Annotated in this window: 19 protein-coding genes; 17 read left to right on the top strand and 2 right to left on the bottom strand. The window is 54.8% G+C overall.

The genetic code is table 11. The features are described from left to right. Positions 1-8 precede the first annotated feature (8 nt). The 7 genes from pcsA (at position 9) to tnpA (ending at position 7,320) form a co-directional block, all read left to right on the top strand. The gene (gene pcsA / locus ACFPLB_RS10140) at positions 9-821 is read left to right on the top strand and encodes a phosphatidylcholine synthase (protein WP_378229247.1); all 813 of its coding nucleotides are present in this window, start codon (positions 9-11) and stop codon (positions 819-821) included. Positions 822-826: 5 nt separating this feature from the next. Beyond that, positions 827-1,804, top strand: coding sequence for a quinone oxidoreductase family protein (locus ACFPLB_RS10135; protein ID WP_378229246.1), 978 nt, complete (start codon positions 827-829; stop codon positions 1,802-1,804). Positions 1,805-1,954: 150 nt separating this feature from the next. Continuing rightward, positions 1,955-3,547, top strand: coding sequence for an ABC transporter ATP-binding protein (locus tag ACFPLB_RS10130; RefSeq protein WP_378229245.1), 1,593 nt, complete (start codon positions 1,955-1,957; stop codon positions 3,545-3,547). Further along, the gene (locus ACFPLB_RS10125; protein ID WP_378229244.1) at positions 3,547-4,653 is read left to right on the top strand and encodes an ABC transporter permease; all 1,107 of its coding nucleotides are present in this window, start codon (positions 3,547-3,549) and stop codon (positions 4,651-4,653) included. The genes ACFPLB_RS10130 and ACFPLB_RS10125 overlap by 1 nt, the downstream gene beginning before the upstream one ends. Continuing rightward, positions 4,653-5,627 (top strand): ABC transporter permease, encoded by a 975-nt coding sequence (locus ACFPLB_RS10120; protein ID WP_378229243.1) that lies wholly within the window; start codon positions 4,653-4,655, stop codon positions 5,625-5,627. Before ACFPLB_RS10125 ends, ACFPLB_RS10120 begins: the two co-directional genes overlap by 1 nt. A gap of 36 nt (positions 5,628-5,663) precedes the next feature. Further along, positions 5,664-6,731 carry a BMP family ABC transporter substrate-binding protein gene (locus ACFPLB_RS10115; protein WP_378229242.1) on the top strand — a complete coding sequence of 356 codons (1,068 nt, stop codon included), beginning with the start codon at positions 5,664-5,666 and terminating at the stop codon, positions 6,729-6,731. 160 nt (positions 6,732-6,891) lie between these two features. Beyond that, positions 6,892-7,320: an IS200/IS605 family transposase gene (gene tnpA / locus ACFPLB_RS10110; protein WP_378229241.1), complete on the top strand. Its 429-nt coding sequence runs from the start codon at positions 6,892-6,894 to the stop codon at positions 7,318-7,320. Positions 7,321-7,478: 158 nt separating this feature from the next. On the opposite strand, the gene ACFPLB_RS10105 is transcribed toward tnpA, so the two are convergent. Then, the gene (locus ACFPLB_RS10105; protein ID WP_378229240.1) at positions 7,479-8,132 is read right to left on the bottom strand and encodes a TerC family protein; all 654 of its coding nucleotides are present in this window, start codon (positions 8,130-8,132) and stop codon (positions 7,479-7,481) included. Positions 8,133-8,485: 353 nt separating this feature from the next. Between ACFPLB_RS10105 and ACFPLB_RS10100 the strand changes: the two genes are divergently transcribed. The 6 genes from ACFPLB_RS10100 (at position 8,486) to ACFPLB_RS10075 (ending at position 13,775) form a co-directional block, all read left to right on the top strand. Further along, positions 8,486-8,629 carry a hypothetical protein gene (locus ACFPLB_RS10100; protein WP_378229239.1) on the top strand — a complete coding sequence of 48 codons (144 nt, stop codon included), beginning with the start codon at positions 8,486-8,488 and terminating at the stop codon, positions 8,627-8,629. Then, positions 8,630-8,920 carry a PPC domain-containing DNA-binding protein gene (locus tag ACFPLB_RS10095; RefSeq protein WP_378229238.1) on the top strand — a complete coding sequence of 97 codons (291 nt, stop codon included), beginning with the start codon at positions 8,630-8,632 and terminating at the stop codon, positions 8,918-8,920. A 40-nt stretch (positions 8,921-8,960) separates the two neighbouring features. Further along, positions 8,961-9,533, top strand: coding sequence for a hypothetical protein (locus tag ACFPLB_RS10090; RefSeq protein WP_378229237.1), 573 nt, complete (start codon positions 8,961-8,963; stop codon positions 9,531-9,533). 4 nt (positions 9,534-9,537) lie between these two features. Further along, positions 9,538-10,209 carry an energy-coupling factor transporter transmembrane component T family protein gene (locus ACFPLB_RS10085; RefSeq protein WP_378229236.1) on the top strand — a complete coding sequence of 224 codons (672 nt, stop codon included), beginning with the start codon at positions 9,538-9,540 and terminating at the stop codon, positions 10,207-10,209. 144 nt (positions 10,210-10,353) lie between these two features. Continuing rightward, the gene (locus ACFPLB_RS10080; RefSeq protein WP_378229235.1) at positions 10,354-10,587 is read left to right on the top strand and encodes an HNH endonuclease; all 234 of its coding nucleotides are present in this window, start codon (positions 10,354-10,356) and stop codon (positions 10,585-10,587) included. A 410-nt stretch (positions 10,588-10,997) separates the two neighbouring features. Then, a complete protein-coding gene (locus ACFPLB_RS10075; protein ID WP_378229234.1) occupies positions 10,998-13,775 on the top strand; it encodes an autotransporter family protein in 2,778 nt (925 codons plus the stop codon). A gap of 110 nt (positions 13,776-13,885) precedes the next feature. Here ACFPLB_RS10075 and ACFPLB_RS10070 read toward each other — a convergent pair whose 3' ends face one another. Continuing rightward, positions 13,886-14,119 (bottom strand): helix-turn-helix domain-containing protein, encoded by a 234-nt coding sequence (locus ACFPLB_RS10070; protein ID WP_378229233.1) that lies wholly within the window; start codon positions 14,117-14,119, stop codon positions 13,886-13,888. A 111-nt stretch (positions 14,120-14,230) separates the two neighbouring features. Between ACFPLB_RS10070 and ACFPLB_RS10065 the strand changes: the two genes are divergently transcribed. From ACFPLB_RS10065 to ACFPLB_RS10050, 4 genes are all read left to right on the top strand, one after another. Next, the gene (locus ACFPLB_RS10065; protein WP_378229232.1) at positions 14,231-14,617 is read left to right on the top strand and encodes a hypothetical protein; all 387 of its coding nucleotides are present in this window, start codon (positions 14,231-14,233) and stop codon (positions 14,615-14,617) included. After that, positions 14,614-14,982: a hypothetical protein gene (locus tag ACFPLB_RS10060; protein WP_378229231.1), complete on the top strand. Its 369-nt coding sequence runs from the start codon at positions 14,614-14,616 to the stop codon at positions 14,980-14,982. Before ACFPLB_RS10065 ends, ACFPLB_RS10060 begins: the two co-directional genes overlap by 4 nt. Before the next feature lie 94 nt (positions 14,983-15,076). After that, positions 15,077-15,499: a hypothetical protein gene (locus ACFPLB_RS10055; RefSeq protein ID WP_378229230.1), complete on the top strand. Its 423-nt coding sequence runs from the start codon at positions 15,077-15,079 to the stop codon at positions 15,497-15,499. Positions 15,500-15,533: 34 nt separating this feature from the next. Next, complete coding sequence (locus tag ACFPLB_RS10050) at positions 15,534-15,761, top strand: HNH endonuclease (RefSeq protein ID WP_378229229.1); 228 nt, start codon at positions 15,534-15,536, stop codon at positions 15,759-15,761. Positions 15,762-16,083 lie beyond the last annotated feature (322 nt).

Genomic DNA, 16,083 nt, shown 5'->3' with positions numbered 1-16,083 from the left:
ATGAACCCATGGCCGTGGACAGCAAACCGATCGGCAAGAAAATCAGAGACCGGATTCCGCGGCCGCGCAAAAAGGTGACCTGGCCGCAAACGCGCGCCTTTTCGGTGCATCTTCTTACCGCTTCCGGCTCCTTTTTGGCTTTTGTCTCACTGGTGGCGGCAAGCGAGGAGCGCTGGACGGCCATGTTCTGGTGGCTGGGGCTGGCGCTTTTCGTCGATGGTATTGACGGCCCCATTGCGCGCAAGCTGGAAGTCAAGGAAATTCTGCCCACATGGTCGGGTGAATTGCTCGACAATATCATCGACTATGTCACCTATGTGCTGATCCCGGCCTTTGCGCTTTATCAGTTCGGCCTGATGGGCGAGGGGCTGTCTTTCCTGTCTGCCGCCATCATCGTTGTCTCCAGTGCGATTTACTATGCCGACACCGGCATGAAGACCACAGAGAATTTTTTTAAAGGCTTTCCTGTGGTCTGGAACATGGTGGTGTTTACGCTGTTTGTCGTCGGAACCGGGGAATGGACATCTTTTGCTGTCGTGGTCATTTGCGGATTGCTGACCTTCGTTCCGGTCAATTTCCTGCATCCGGTGCGGGTCAAGCGGCTGCGCCCGCTCAATCTGGCAATCACATTTTTATGGTGCGGGTTCGGCATATTGGCGCTGGCTGAATCGGCGCTGGCGCAATTTTACAGCCAGATCGGCATTCTGGCGGAAAATGTCAGCCAGTTTACCAAGGTTGGAATTTCAGCCACCGGCCTTTATCTGTTTTGTATTGGCGCGATCATGCAGCTTTTCCCGAAGCTGGGTGCAAGAAGGGTTTGAAAGCAATGTCAAAGGCAATCCGCGTTCACAAACATGGCGGCCCGGACGTTCTTGTCTTTGAGGATTTTGAGCCCGGAAAGCCCGGCCATGGCCAGGTGCTGGTCAGGCATACCGCCATTGGTGTGAATTTTGTCGATGTCTATCATCGCACCGGGCTGTATCCGGCTCCAGACGGCATGCCTTTCACCCCCGGTGGCGAGGCTGCTGGTGTGGTTCTGGAGGTGGGTGAGGGCGTTGAGGGGTTAAAACCTGGAGATCGCATCGCCTATGTGGTGCGCCTTGGCGCTTATGCGCAGCAGCAGATTGTGGCGGCTGACAAGCTTGTGCTGATCCCCGACGGCATCAGCGATGAGCAAGCCGCCGGCATGATGCTCAAAGGCATGACGGTTGAATATTTGTTGCGCCGTACCTTCAAGGTGAAACCGGGTGACACCGTACTTTACCATGCCGCTGCCGGTGGCGTGGGGCTGATCTTTGGCCAATGGGCCAGCCATCTTGGCGCGACCATGATCGGCACGGCCGGTTCGCCTGAAAAAATCGAACTGGCCGCTGCCCATGGCTTTCATCATCTCATCAATTACCGCCAGCAGGATTTTGTTAGGGAAGTAGAGCGCATCACAGAAGGTAAAAAATGTGATGTGGTCTATGATTCTGTCGGCAATGACACGTTTTCGGGCTCGCTTGATTGCCTGAAACGGCTTGGCACTCTGGTTTCCTTTGGTCAGTCCTCAGGCCCCATACCGCCCTTCGATATTGGTGTTCTGGCGCAAAAGGGATCACTGTTTCTAACGCGCCCGACATTGTTTTCCTACAATGTCACACGCAAGGAACTGGAGGAATCGGCACAAGCCCTGTTTGATGTGGGGTTGTCGGGTGCTGTTCAGATCAGGATCAATCAGCGCTATGCTCTAAGCAATGCAGCGCAGGCTCATGCCGATCTTGAAGCGCGCCGGACGACCGGCACGACTATTTTAATCCCGTAAAATGCTTCTTGCTTTGAGGTGAAACAGGAGTAAAACAGGAGTTGAATGCCATCGGCTTTGTTGAAACTCTTTCAATATAACTATTGGTTTGCGTGAAACTGCGACCATGCCTACCATGCTTGCGGGAACATAAAACATATCTGGCAACAGATGGGAGGCACTGTGGGTTCAGATGAAGGTGCCGTGAGCCTGCTTGAGGTTCGTGGTCTGACCAAGATATTCGGCTCTCTCAAAGCTTGTGATGCAATCAACCTGCGGATTGCCAAGGGTGAAACTCACGCTCTGCTGGGCGAAAACGGCGCTGGAAAATCCACGCTGGTCAAGATGCTGTTTGGTGCGCTCGAGCCGCATTCGGGTGGAATTTTCTGGAATGGCCAGCCGGTTCGCATCACCAGCCCCGGCCATGCCAGAAAGCTTGGCATTGGCATGGTGTTTCAGCATTTTTCACTGTTTGAAGCGCTGACTGCCGCCGAAAATATCGCCTTGTCGCTTGATGACGGTGCACCGATCGGCACGATTGCCGCCAAGGCCCGCGCCCTTTCTTACAGCTATGGTCTGCCGCTCGATCCCAATGCGCTGGTGGGTGACCTTTCCGTTGGTGAGCGCCAGCGCATCGAAATCATTCGCTGTCTGTTGCAAACACCTGAGCTTGTCATCCTCGACGAGCCGACATCGGTGCTGACCCCGCAAGAGGCTGACAAGCTTTTTGAGACGCTGGAACGGCTGCGTGCAGAAGGCAAGTCGATCCTTTATATTTCGCATCGGCTGGAAGAGGTAAAACGTATCTGTGACCGGGCAACGGTGCTTCGCCACGGCAAGGTTGTGGGGCACTGCAACCCGCGCGAGGAAACAGCCGCGTCGCTTGCGCGCATGATGGTTGGCTCTGAAGTGCGCAGTGTCGAGCGGCCTCCGGCTGTCGGCATGGCGGATGCAAAACCCCTGCTTGAGATTGTCAAACTTGACCGCAAGGCGGCCACGCCATTTTCCATTGCCTTGAAAAACATCAATCTTGTTGTGCGGGCAGGCGAGGTTGTTGGCATTGCCGGGGTTGCGGGCAATGGGCAGAGCGAGTTCTTTGAAGCCGTATCCGGTGAGGTTTTGCAACAGAACAGGGCTGCCATTCGCATCCGCGATAAAGAAGTCGGCAATCTCGACATTACCGGGCGTCGCCTGCTGGGAGCGGCCTTCGTGCCTGAAGAGCGGCTGGGCCATGGTGCAGCACCTGGCATGAAGCTTTCGGAAAATCTGCTGCTTTCACGCCATGCCACCGATGGCAAGGCCTTTGTCAGCAAGGCGGGCATGATCAGGACACATGCCATTCAAAGTGCTGCACAGCGCATTGTTGAGATGATGGATGTGCGCAAAAGTGCAACCGACCCGGAAGCCGCAGCCCTTTCAGGCGGAAATCTGCAAAAATTTATTGTCGGGCGTGAACTGGATCGCAAACCGGCGGTCATGATCGTCAATCAGCCGACATGGGGTGTTGATGCGGGGGCTGCCGCCCATATCAGGCAGGCACTGATCGAGCTTGCCCGCAATGGCTCGGCTGTTCTGGTTATCAGCCAGGACCTTGATGAGTTGTTTGAGATTTCAGATGCGATTGCCGTGATGCATAATGGTGAACTATCAGCCGCAATTCCTATTGCTGAGGTTTCTTATGAAAAAATTGGCCTGCTGATGGGCGGTGCCGAACCGGGGCAGCCACAGGCTGCACCTGCGCCAATAGCTGCGGAGATTGCGTGATGCTGCGCCTTGAGCTTGTCAAACGCCCGCAGCGCTCTGCCCTGTTTTCAATGCTGTCGCCCTTCATTGCCTTTGTGCTGACGGTGATTGCCGGCGCCATCATGTTTGCCATGCTGGGGGTTAATCCGGCCAGGGCGCTTTATGCCTATTTTGTCTCGCCGCTCACTGAAGTCTGGCAACTGCACGAACTGGCCATCAAGGCCGCCCCGCTGATCATGGTTGGGGTGGGGTTGGCCGTCTGTTTTCGCGCCAATATCTGGAATATCGGGGCTGAAGGGCAATTTACGATGGGGGCTGTCGCCGGTTCCATTTTGCCGGTTCTTTATCCTGATCTTCAAGGGGCCTATCTTCTGCCACTCATGCTTTTGATGGGCATGATGGGCGGAGCCGCCTATGCCTGCATTCCCGCATTTTTGAAAACCCGTTTCAACACGAATGAAATCCTGACCAGCCTCATGCTGGTTTATGTGGCCCAGCTTTTTCTCGACTGGGTTGTGCGCGGGCCATGGCGCGATCCGATGGGCTATAATTTCCCACAAACAGTGCGGTTTGGCGCAACGGCGCGCCTGCCTGAACTGCTTGATTCGGGCCGTGCCAATTTCGGCTTTATTCTCTCTATCATTGCTGCTGTTTTGGTATGGCTGATGATGAGCCGTATGCTCAAGGGCTTTGAGGTGCGCGTTCTGGGTTCCAGCTCAAGGGCAGGGCGCTTTGCCGGTTTCAGCGTCAGCCGCATGGTGTTTTTTGCCTTCATGCTGTCTGGTGCGCTGGCGGGCCTTGCCGGTATCTCGGAAGTGTCGGGGGCTATTGGCAGGCTTCAGCCTGCGATCTCTCCCGGTTATGGCTTTGCCGCCATTATTGTCGCCTTTCTTGGCCGTCTCAATCCGCTGGGCATCATTGCTGCGGGCCTGGTGCTGGGCCTGACCTATCTTGGCGGTGAGGCGGCGCAATCCTCGCTTGGCGTTTCCGACAAGCTGGCGCGCGTGTTTCAGGGCATGTTGCTGTTTTTTGTGCTGGGCTGCGACACGCTCATCCACTACCGTATCCGTCTGGTCAAAAAAGCTGCTACCCCTGATGGTGCGGCAGCCGGGGAGGGAGTGCAGTAATGGAGATATGGGTCAGCATCCTTTTGACCATTGCCACGGCTGCAACCCCTTTGCTGATTGCCGCCATTGGTGAACTTGTGGCGGAACGCGCTGGTGTTCTCAATCTCGGGGTCGAGGGCATGATGATCATGGGTGCGGTTGGTGGGTTCGGGGCCGGTTACCTGACCGGATCGCCCTGGATCGGTGTTATTGCCGCCGTTATCATTGGTGTTTTGTTTTCGCTTCTGTTTGCCTTCATGACCTTGACACTTGCCACCAACCAGGTGGCAACCGGCCTGTCGCTGACCATTTTGGGGCTTGGGCTGTCGGGTATGCTTGGCACCGGTTTTGTCGGCTTGCCGGGGCAGCGCCTGCCCAATCTGGACATTGCGGGCCTGACATCCTTGCCTGTGGTTGGCCGTTTGTTTTTCGGGCAGGATCCGATCTTTTATCTTTCCATTATTCTGGTGGCGGCGGTTTCATGGTTTTTATTCAAAAGCCGGGCCGGGCTGACCATGCGCGCCATCGGCGACAGCCATGTATCTGCCCATGCGCTGGGAATCAGCGTTATCCGTTATCGCTATCTGGCAGTCATGTTCGGCGGGGCCTGTGCGGGGCTTGCCGGTGCGCATCTGTCGCTGGTTTACACGCCGCAATGGGTGGAAAATATGAGCGCCGGACGTGGCTGGATTGCGCTGGCGCTGGTGGTGTTTTCCTCATGGCGGCCATGGCGGGTTCTGGCCGGAGCTTATATTTTCGGGGCCATCTGGATTGGCCAATTGCATGTACAGGCTATTGATCTGGCAAGTTTTGCCAATTCCTCATGGCTGATCTATCAGCCGATTGTGCTGATCAAATCGCTGCCTTCTCAATTTTTGTCGTCGCTACCCTATCTTGCGACCATAATCGTGCTTGTATTGATTTCACGAAACAAGCGGCTCACCATGATGAATACGCCAGCTTCCCTGGCTCAACCTTTCGTACCGGAACGATAGAAGACCGGAGCGATGAAACCCCGGATGGAGGACAAGATGAAAAAACGATTGATCGGCCTGTTGGCCACTGCGGCAGCGCTGGCGCTGAGCGCACCTGTACAGGCGCAGGATAAATTCAAGGCCTGCTGGGTCTATGTTGGCTCAATTGGTGATTTCGGCTTCTCGTTCCAGCATGATCAGGGACGGCTTGAAGTTGAAAAGGCGTTTGGTGACAAGGTCGAGACGGCCTATCTTGAAAATGTCTCCGAAGGACCGGATGCGGCCCGTTCTTTTGAACGCATGGCGCGTGACGGCTGCAAGATCATCTTTGGCACCTCCTTTGGCTTCATGGATGCTGAATTGGAAGTGGCCAGCAAATTCCCGGATGTGAAATTTGAACACGCAACCGGCTTTAAAACTTCCGAAAATATGGGTGTCTACAACATCCGCTTCTATGAAGGCCGTTATGTCAGCGGTCAGATTGCCGCCAAAACCTCAAAGGCAGGTGTTGCCGGTTACATCGTCTCGTTCCCCATTCCCGAAGTGGTGATGGGCATCAATTCCTTCATGCTTGGCGCACAATCGGTGAACCCGGATTTCAAGCTGAAAATCGTCTGGATCAATTCCTGGTTTGATCCGGGCAAGGAAGCTGATGCTGCCAAGGCGCTGTTTGATCAGGGTGCAGACATCATTGTTCAGCACACCGATTCGACCGCACCGCTGCAAATTGCACAAGAGCGCGGCCTGCATGGTTTTGGGCAGGCAGCTGACATGATCAAATTCGCACCGGAAGCGCAATTGACCGCTGTGGTGAACAATTGGGGCCCTTATTATGTCAGCCGTGTTCAGGCCGCCATGGATGGCAGTTGGGAGGCTGAAAGCCTGTGGGAAGGCTTTAAGGACAACATCATCTATATGGCACCCTATACCAATATGCCCGATGAGGTTGCCAGGGAAGCCGAAGCTACTGTTGAGAAAATCAAGGGCGGCTGGAACCCTTATACAGGGCCGATTGCCCGCCAGGACGGCTCGGAATGGCTGAAAGAGGGCGAGGTTGCCGATGACCAGACCCTTCTTGGCATGAATTTCTATGTCAAGGGTATTGATGATCAACTGCCGCAATAGAGCATTTCTTGTGAGATAAAAGGGCGCTAGAGCAACGGGCGTTCTGACGAACGCAGCTTCCGCTGCTCCAGCTTCTTTTTTAGAGTCCCCGATAGGGGATCTGTAAACCCCACGCCTTTAGGCGGCTGGGATGGTGCCATTTTTTGTGTAGATTGTCTGGATGGAAGCATACAAACGTGGCAGCCACACGGTTTGGGACTGCAAATACCATCTGATCTGGGTAACGAAGTACCGTTACGCGGTGCTTGGTGAGGATGTTGGTACGCGCTGCCGTGAGTTACTGCGGAAGACGGCGCGTGCCCATGAGATGGTTGTGCACGCCGGATCGATCAATCGGGACCACGTGCATATGCTGGTGTCGACCCCGCCGAGCCTGTCGGTATCGCGCGCAGTGCAGCACCTGAAGGGCCGCAGTTCGCATAAGTTGCTGAGCGAGTTCGGGATATTGCGTAAGCGCTATTGGGGCCAGCATTTGTGGGCGCGAGGTTATTGGGTTGCCACGAGCGGCAATGTGACGGATGAGATGTGGGTTGAATACATCAAAAACCAGACGCCGCCCGAGCCTGACGACAATTTCAACGTTACCTGAACGGGCGCCCAGTCCGCCCGTAGGCGGACCAATCCGGCTTTGAGCCGTAACCTGAAGCCACCGCCTTTAGGCGGTGGAGCATTCACAGCATTGTTGCGACGTCAGATGATTCCATCTGGCTGCAAAATGCTCTAGTGGCGTCATTTTTCATATTAAAATCAAACGGCAACGCCAGATATATAAGGCCAGATTTCCGTTGCGCCCCGATAGATCATGTTGAGTGCAACATACAAAATGACGAGCAGGCCGACATAGGCAATCCAGCGATAGCGATGCAGAAGCCTTGCAATGAAGGATGCGGCCAATCCCATCAAGGCAACTGAAAAGATCAGGCCAATAACCAGTACTGTCAGATGGTCACGTGCAGCACCGGCAACGGCAAGCACGTTGTCCAAAGACATGGAGACATCGGCAATAATGATCTGGGTTGCAGCCTGCGCCAGGGATTTGCGCGGCCCTGTTCTTGTCTCTGGCCCTGCTTCTTTTGCCTGGTCATGGGCTAAAGCATCGCCATCACGATCGTGATCAGGAACGCGCAGTTCCTGCCACATTTTCCAGGAAACCCACAAGAGCAGGAGACCGCCAATCAGCAGCAGGCCAGGAATGGCAAGCAATTGAACGGCAATCAGCGCAAAAATGATGCGCAGCAGGGTTGCCGCCAGAACGCCAATCAGAATGGCTTTCCTGCGCTGCCCGGCAGGAAGACCCGCGGCCGCCAGACCAATGACGATTGCATTGTCACCAGCTAGAACGAGATCGATGAAAATGACTTGAAGAAGGGCTGTAAATCCGGATGCAGTAAAAATTTCCATCGTCAAAATGCCGTTTTATGCGGAGAGGATATTTTATACGGAGAGGCGTTGAGGACTACGCCTCACGCGTAAAGGCGTCAAGAATATGCGAGGTATTGATATGAGCTCAGCCAGACGCGAACTGTTTGCCTTCAAGGCGATTGATGCTCTAACTCGCTCCCACCGGGCTGGAGGCGTTCCAAAAGGCTATGACACCCAAGAAAGACGCAGCGTCATTCGCGGCAAGCCTGGCGTGAATATAATTGGCAAAGAGTATTCATATACTTGATCTATTGGCCACATCAGGCATGCTCTAAGAGCAAGTTCAGCCTTGATGACTGATACGGAAATGAACCGGATCAGCGGGATACGACATGGTGGAGACGGCAAACAGGGAACAACTGCGGTCCTCCGGATCGTTTTTTACATTCCGGCTAAAGCCCGGCGAGGATCTGCTGGCCGGCCTGCGCGCTGCATTCATCGGCCTTAATAGCGACGCCAGCGCAATTGTGACCTGAGTGGGGAGCCTGACGCGGGTCGTCATCCGTCATGCCAACAGACATGAAGGCACGCTCTACGAGGGGCATTTTGAAATTACATCGCTTGTGGGCACGATTGACCGGATTGGCGAGCACGTCCACATCACGATCACGGATGGAGATGGCAAGGCATGGGGCGGCCATCTGTTGCCGGGATCTGCGGTTTATACAACTGCCGAAATCGTGCTGCTCGACCTTCCGGAATTGATTTTCACACGGGAGCCTTGCAAGGCGTCCGGATATGAGGAACTCGTCATCAAGAACAAATAGGGGGGCGAGCGATGAATCAGAGCATGAGCAGAACGGGCGGATGGCTATCGACGCGTGTGCTGGTGCTCATTGCGATCGGGATCGCAGTGAACATGGGGCTGGGACAGATCGCGCAGGCGGTAAAACTGCCGATCTTTCTGGATTCACTTGGGACGATGATCGTCGCCATCATGGCCGGGCCGCTGGCCGGGCTGGTAACGGGCCTCGTCACCAACCTGCTTTGGGGGCTGATATCTTCGCCCACCGCAGCCGCCTTCGCTCCGGTGGCCGCCCCGTCATCGGCCTGGCGGCAGGCTTGCTGGCACGCGCTGGCATGTTCCGCACGCCTGTCCATGCAGCGATCTCTGGCCTCATCATCGCGATCGTGCTCTCTTTCGTGGCCGTGCCGATCCGTGTCTGGATGTTTGGCGGCGTTACTGGCAGCGGCGCGGACCTGCTTACCGGATGGCTTCTCCAGACGGGGCGCGATCTTTTCAGTTCAGTGCTGGTGACGGTGATCACCTCCAACCTTGCAGACAAGATCGTCACTGCGTTGCTGGCCTGGGGGGTAGTGCGCGGTCTGCCCCTGCGGGTCGTGGCAGACTGGCCCTTCCTCTCCTACAGCCGCCGCTAAAGCCTTGCTGTATCAGAGCGGGCGGGGCGTTCTATACAGGGCGAATCCGGTCACGAAGCTGGTTTTGCTGCTCCCGGCACTCGCCTTCCTCGTGGTCGCTCCCGCCTGGCTGCTCGCCGTGGCGGGTTGCGCCGTCTGGGCGGCGGGCGCCGGTGCGGGCATAGGCGTTTCGATGGCGCGCCGCTTGCTGCTGGTGCTTCTGCCTATCGGCGTAGGCCTTTTCGCAGTCCACGGGGTGCTTCTGCCATCCGGCACCGCATTGGCGGTCGGCCCCCTGGAAATCTATCCGGACGGAGTGGCGCGCGCATCGCTGATCTTTGCGCGGCTTTTTCTGGCGTTGGCGGTCGGGCTTGTAATCGTGATGACCACGCGGTTGGCCGACCTGGCGGATGCGCTGGAAGCGAAAGGCGTGCCTTCTGCCTTGTCGTTTCTGATGACAGCCCCACTGGCGATGGCTGAAACCGTTGCTGCCGAAGGCCGCGCCTTGAAGGAGGCATTGCAGGTGCGCGGTGTGGGCATGCGCGGCGGTCCGCTGAAGCAGCTTCGCGCCATGTCGTTCATCGTGATGCCGCTGGTGCGCAATCAACTGACCTATGCCGGTCCACGCGCGCGCGCTGGACGCGCGTGGTTACCGCTCGCTTTCCCGACGCACGCTCCTGTCCGAGCCAGAAGATAGCGCTGTCGAACGCGCTATCCGATGGGTGGCGGTGGTGGCTAACCCCATGCCGGTTGAGAGCACCGACCCGGTTGAGACCGGGCGCGCTTATCAACCAGCAAGCGCGGCTACGATCGAGCGTGGCGCAAGCTGCGCCAGTCATTCTTGCTGGCTTTCCTCACATGCAGCACCGAAGGCTGCGGGAAACCCACCACGGACGTTGACCACATTCAATCCATCCGTGAACGGTCTGATTTAAGGCTTGTTTGGGCCAATTTACGGCCATTTTGCCACTCTTGCCATTCCAGACACACGGCCAGGACGCAGGGCTTTGCGTCTGGGCGGGGGTATGAGCCAACTTTTCGCGGCTCGCTGGGTACCGTGGGGGCAAACGCGTGAGATTTTTTCTAACTGGAGTTTTCAAATGGCGCTAGATTTGGCTGACCTGAAGGCCGAGTGCCGCCTTTCTCCATTGTTATTTTTTTAGCACACTTAAAATTTAAATACACTAAAAAGTTGAATTGATGTAGAATGCGCAACCCCTGAGTGTTATATGGATCGTGTGGAGGTGACGAATTGCAACCTTGGAGCGCCCAGTGAACACATGTAGAGCAAAGCATCATAATTCCCCGACACTGCCAACATCCAAGGGTGGCAGAAGAAAAGGATACAAAATATTCTTATCTTCAACTTTTCTCGCCGTCGCTACCGGCATTACTCCATACGAGGCTTACGCTGCTTGCCAGAAAACCATTGACGATCCTAGTCCGCCAAGAGAGGTGATCCGCGCAACTGCAGGCTCTAACTGCATGATGACAGTTGGTCCCGTGGGTGACCCCACCCAAGCCACGACCAGAGGGGCATGGTATTATATGGGAGTCGAAAACGCGACTCTGACACTGACGGATGATGCTAACATCGTCTATGTTCCATATGGAAATCGATTTCTTGGGATACACGTCACCGGTGTGCTGCCGGGGTCGCCCACCCAAGGGGCCTCATTGCTTGCTAACAATATATTTCTTGATCTCACTGCAAATAGAATAGATACTGAAAAAATAGGGATACATGTAGATAATGGCGCCACCCTTGTCGGCAAGGACGTCGAGATAGATATTGCATTAAACAACTCATCTAATAGCGTTGGATATGGAATCGTTGTTGGCACCGGACAATATAATAGCATTCCAAATATACTTGATCCCACTGTAGAATTTTCAAAAATATACCTTGATAATATCAATATAAATATCGACAACTCAGCTTCCACACAACGCAGTGCAGTCGCTGCTGGCATTCGAGCAGGGCAATATGTCAGCTCTTCCGGAGAAATTGGAACCTCCGGTTATCTAAGCGTAGCTGGAAACACAGTAATTTCGACTTCCGGATATTACAGCCCTGGAATATATATATCAGGTGGCGATAGTCAGGTTCATTTGAATGATAGCAATATCACAACGAAAGGAGATTTATCTCATGCTATAAAACTGGGTAAAGAGCGATCTGTTCTTACTGGAAGCGCTCAACTCTACAGTTATGGTCATATGAAAATTGATACGACAAATGCTAACAATACCTCATCTATTCATCTAATGGGTGATAACACCTTGATAGATGCAGGTTTTTCTGGCAGCAGTGGAGAGGTTCGTTCGGCTGGTACCGCTGTTCATTTCGCAAACGATGAGGGTCTGTTTTTTATTCCTCTGCGATCAGCATCAGACAACATTTCAGCACATTTCAATAACACTATATTTGAAACAACCTCTACAAGCAGTTCTCTGTTCAGGATCGATGCAGGCCAAACCAATGCTATGCTTGCTCTACGAGGGAATGAAACCATTGCAACGGCGGCCAATAATGGTTGGTTGATGGAGGTTCAGAACTCATCTGCATGGGGAAATCGAGCAACATCTGCGGTTCTCAAAGCCTCTGACAAGGCACAGCTGATTGGTCTAACCACTCATGGAACAAGCAATTCACGCCTTGACATTGATCTGGATAGCGGAGCGCTTTGGAAGCTGGCGGCGCGCGGCAACCAACTTGAAACCTTTTTTACAACTTTGAACCTCAGTGACGGGGCGTTGCTGGATGCTGGAGGCACCGGGATTACGCCCGCCTCGTTTATTGCAACAGGAAACATTTCTAATAGCTCCGGGCGTGTTGGGTTGGAGAATTCGTTTGCCGGTGACATTTTCACTGTTAATGGAAGCTACTCGGCAGGGGCCTCATCTGTCATAGAAATGGATGTCGCGCTGGGTGATGATTTATCAGAAAAAGATTTTCTACAGATCAACGGAAATACAGCAGGTAATGGCCTCGTTCAGGTCTTCAACGCTGGCGGCTTGGGCGCCCAAACTGATGACGGCATCAAGATCATTGATGTTAACGGGTTATCTGCTGCTACCTTCTCGCTGCTGGGGGATTATGTGTTTGAAGGCGATCAGGCCGTGGTTGGCGGCGCTTATGCCTACAGGCTCTATCAGGGGGCAGCATCTGACCTGGATGACGGGCATTGGTATCTGCGCTCATCGCTGATCCCGACCGACCCGGAAACCCCGCTCTATCAGCCAGGTGTGCCTGTCTATGAAAGCTATGCGCAGTCGCTGCTTGGCCTAAATGGTCTCAATACGTTGCAGCAGCGGGTTGGCAACCGCTTCTGGTCCGGCGATGGCAACCGCGTTATCGCGCAAGGCGCTGACACCATTGGGGGTTATGCCCCGGCAGAAGAAGCTGGCACCTATGCTGATGGCAATGGCGTCTGGGGCCGCATTGAAGGCGCCCATAACAAGGTAGATCCGAAATTCTCAAGCTCGGGCACTGACTACAGCCAGAATGTCTTCAAGATGCAGGCTGGCGTTGATATGGCCTTGTCTGAAGCTGAAAGCGGTACGCTGATTGGCGGCGTGTTTGCCCATTACACGCATGGCAAGACCAATGTTCGCTCAATCTACGGCGATGGCACGATTTCCACCGATGGCTATGGCTTTGGCGGCAGCCTCACCTGGTATGGCAATGAAGGCTTTTATGTCGATGGCCAGGGGCAGGTGACATGGTATGATTCAGACCTTGCCTCGACCCTTGCCCATACCGGCCTTGTTTCCGGCAATAAGGGCTTTGGTTATGCGCTGTCGCTTGAGACCGGCAAGCGTTTTGCCATCACGCCGGAATGGTCGCTGACGCCACAGGCGCAACTGACCTATTCCAATGTCGATTTTGACAGCTTCCGCGATGTCTGGAACACCCATATCAGTCTCGACCGGGGCAGCAGATTTGAAGGCCGGCTTGGGCTGTCGCTCGATCATGAATCTTCCTGGCAAAATGCTGCCGGCATGACGGATCGTGCGCATGTCTATGGCATCGCCAATCTTTATTATGGCTTCAGCGAAGGCACGCGGGTCAATGTCGCCAATACGCAGTTTAGCCAGAAGCAGGAGCGCCTGTGGGGCGGCCTTGGTGTTGGCGGCTCCTATAATTGGAATGATGACAAATACTCGATCTATGGCGAGGGCCTTGTCAATACCAGCCTGAACAACTTTGGCGATAGCTACACGCTGAAAGGAAATGTCGGCTTCCGCGTGAAGTGGTAGAGGCCATTCAATAGTCTGAAGATGAAAAGGCGGCTCAAGGGCCGCCTTTTTTGTTCTTGCTGCAATAGTCCAGATCTTACTGCGCAACCGCCAGATTGGCGTTTGCGTTGTTACTGCCGATCCCGCAGCCTGACGCCGGGGCCGCCGCCATTCTCGGCAATGAACTCGACGCCGGCTGACTCGAGGGCTGACTCGATAGATCTAAGGGTAGATGCCTTTGGATCCGCGTTCCCCTTCTCAATATTGTTTAGCCCGGTGGTCGATATCCCGGCCTTCTGTGCGAGTTCCGCTTGCGTCATGCCAAGCATGGCGCGCGCTCCTCTTATCTGTTGGGGCGTAATCATAGTGCATTTATAGCCTGCGCTAGAGATTTTATCAATTGCGCTTGACATCCATCCAAATTGAATCAATAACAACTCAACTTGATATTAATTCAAGAGGAGTCAACCCATACCATGAACGCCATTCACTCAATCGAACCAGCCGCCCCGGTCTTTCCTCCTGTCTATGGAATGATTCTCAATCTCAACGGCAAAACCATTGAAGGGTACGAGGACGGCGACACCCTGAAAATCGACACGCAGTTCCTGCCGGATGTCGGCGACCTTGTATGCGTCCATCTTCGGAATGGTCGCTGCTACATGATGATAACTGAGATGGAGCTGTCAGCGCGGATGTGGTCGCAGATGCCATATCGAGAAAATCCGGGCAGTGAGGTCCACGCGCTGTTTGTCGGTCGCGTTCTTGGTGATCCTGAACCGCGCCTGCGCACCATAAAGCTGGAAGACTGCTGGGCCATCCATGTCTGCACCGGAAAGCTGGATCAGGAGGCAGTAGCATGAACATGCTAGCTCTCTTCCCGGAAGTGGATGCCAGAGCATTCCATTCCAGCCGATTGCGCATCCACCCTGTGCAGGCTCAAACCGTCCGTGGTCTGACGCCAAACCGCGATTGCGTTGTCGTGGTGCCAACGGAAAAATACATCTGCGAAGGTGTCTACCTGATCGAGGAGAATGGCTGGGAAGGTCTTGCCCGCTGCGAACGTCTTTTCGGTAGCGGCGGCAAGGTCTGGGTCAAGCGTGAATTGCCGTGCGGCGACCGGGAAGACATCCTTCCCGCTGAGTGGTTCGCAGAGCATGTAATCGGCTTCGTCGTCGCCAACATCATCGTGACGAATGAGGCGATCCTGCGGAGGGCAACGCTATGACCCCGGCCATCAATTACATTGTCGTGCGGCCATCGCTGATGATGGGCCAGATCTTCCTTGCCATGGTGTTGGTGGGTGCCGTGGAGGTGCCGGTATGAGTACCTACCCAACACCACAGAAAGGCCCAACGACCATTGCCGCAGAAATGCCGGTGGGTGGGCGTACGCCTGATACAGGCGCCCCATGGACCGTCGAATCGGTGCCGAATGAGAAAGGCAACCGCATGCCTACGTGGGCGGTGCGCGGACCATATGGTGCGACTATCGCACTGCCGGGGGATCACCCGCATAATTTCGCCAATGCCCGCCTAATCGCGGCAGCACCGGACCTTCTGGAGGCATCACTACCCTTCGCCATAACGGGCTGGCTCAACGAAGGGATTCTAAAAAACACGCGCGCCGACGACCTCAAGATCAAAATTGAGCTTGAAGGCACGACCTACGAACCGTTCTTCGTCACCATTGGTCAATTCCGCTCCCTGTCTGCCGCCATCCGCTGCGCCACAGGTGCAGCATGACGGGCAAGCGCAAGCAGGCAGTGCGGAAACTGCTATGGCCGAAACAGCGCGGCAAGTGTTGCTATTGCAAGCACCCATGGAGCGCAACCACCAAAGCACAAGCAGGCGTCGCGTAACCATCGAGCATCTGCGGCGCAAGTGTGAGGGTGGCACCAACCATCTCGATAATCTGGCGCTGGCCTGCCACACCTGCAATGTGCGGCGCGGCAACCGCGACTGGCTGACCTATGCCAGCATCAAGCAGGGGGAGGTGCTGGTATGAGGAAGATGGCGGCATTCTTTCTGACTATGGGAGTGTTCTTCCTTGATCTATCTGTCGGGCGCACATCGCTGATGGGCGTGACGGAACTCCTGCCACTGGTCATAGCGGCGTGGTTCATCCTCGTGTCTTGCGCCGTATTGATATCTCATGCCTCGGTGAAGCCATGACCACACCCATCAAAAACATGAGCGATGATGAACGCCAAGTGATGGAAGATGCCATCGGCATGGAGCTTCACGAACTGCGCACACTGCTAGGTTGTGGTGACGATTTAACTATCTGAGCCATATTGCGATTGCAGCGAGTTTGACGAAGCCCATGA

Source organism: Aquamicrobium segne (genome assembly GCF_042656785.1).
Classification (GTDB): Bacteria; Pseudomonadota; Alphaproteobacteria; order Rhizobiales; family Rhizobiaceae; genus Mesorhizobium; species Mesorhizobium segne.
This window is presented reverse-complemented; position numbering and strand designations above follow the sequence as displayed.

Excerpts from the sequence above, each read along its gene's own strand:
- pcsA (WP_378229247.1), top strand. The coding sequence starts at position 9 with ATGGCCGTGGACAGCAAACCGATCGGCAAGAAAATCAGAGACCGGATT.
- ACFPLB_RS10135 (WP_378229246.1), top strand. The coding sequence starts at position 827 with ATGTCAAAGGCAATCCGCGTTCACAAACATGGCGGCCCGGACGTTCTT.
- ACFPLB_RS10130 (WP_378229245.1), top strand. The coding sequence starts at position 1,955 with ATGGGAGGCACTGTGGGTTCAGATGAAGGTGCCGTGAGCCTGCTTGAG.
- ACFPLB_RS10125 (WP_378229244.1), top strand. The coding sequence starts at position 3,547 with ATGCTGCGCCTTGAGCTTGTCAAACGCCCGCAGCGCTCTGCCCTGTTT.
- ACFPLB_RS10120 (WP_378229243.1), top strand. The coding sequence starts at position 4,653 with ATGGAGATATGGGTCAGCATCCTTTTGACCATTGCCACGGCTGCAACC.
- ACFPLB_RS10115 (WP_378229242.1), top strand. The coding sequence starts at position 5,664 with ATGAAAAAACGATTGATCGGCCTGTTGGCCACTGCGGCAGCGCTGGCG.
- tnpA (WP_378229241.1), top strand. The coding sequence starts at position 6,892 with ATGGAAGCATACAAACGTGGCAGCCACACGGTTTGGGACTGCAAATAC.
- ACFPLB_RS10105 (WP_378229240.1), bottom strand. The coding sequence starts at position 8,132 with ATGGAAATTTTTACTGCATCCGGATTTACAGCCCTTCTTCAAGTCATT.
- ACFPLB_RS10100 (WP_378229239.1), top strand. The coding sequence starts at position 8,486 with ATGGTGGAGACGGCAAACAGGGAACAACTGCGGTCCTCCGGATCGTTT.
- ACFPLB_RS10090 (WP_378229237.1), top strand. The coding sequence starts at position 8,961 with ATGGCTATCGACGCGTGTGCTGGTGCTCATTGCGATCGGGATCGCAGT.
- ACFPLB_RS10075 (WP_378229234.1), top strand. The coding sequence starts at position 10,998 with ATGATGACAGTTGGTCCCGTGGGTGACCCCACCCAAGCCACGACCAGA.
- ACFPLB_RS10070 (WP_378229233.1), bottom strand. The coding sequence starts at position 14,119 with ATGATTACGCCCCAACAGATAAGAGGAGCGCGCGCCATGCTTGGCATG.
- ACFPLB_RS10065 (WP_378229232.1), top strand. The coding sequence starts at position 14,231 with ATGAACGCCATTCACTCAATCGAACCAGCCGCCCCGGTCTTTCCTCCT.
- ACFPLB_RS10060 (WP_378229231.1), top strand. The coding sequence starts at position 14,614 with ATGAACATGCTAGCTCTCTTCCCGGAAGTGGATGCCAGAGCATTCCAT.
- ACFPLB_RS10055 (WP_378229230.1), top strand. The coding sequence starts at position 15,077 with ATGAGTACCTACCCAACACCACAGAAAGGCCCAACGACCATTGCCGCA.
- ACFPLB_RS10050 (WP_378229229.1), top strand. The coding sequence starts at position 15,534 with ATGGCCGAAACAGCGCGGCAAGTGTTGCTATTGCAAGCACCCATGGAG.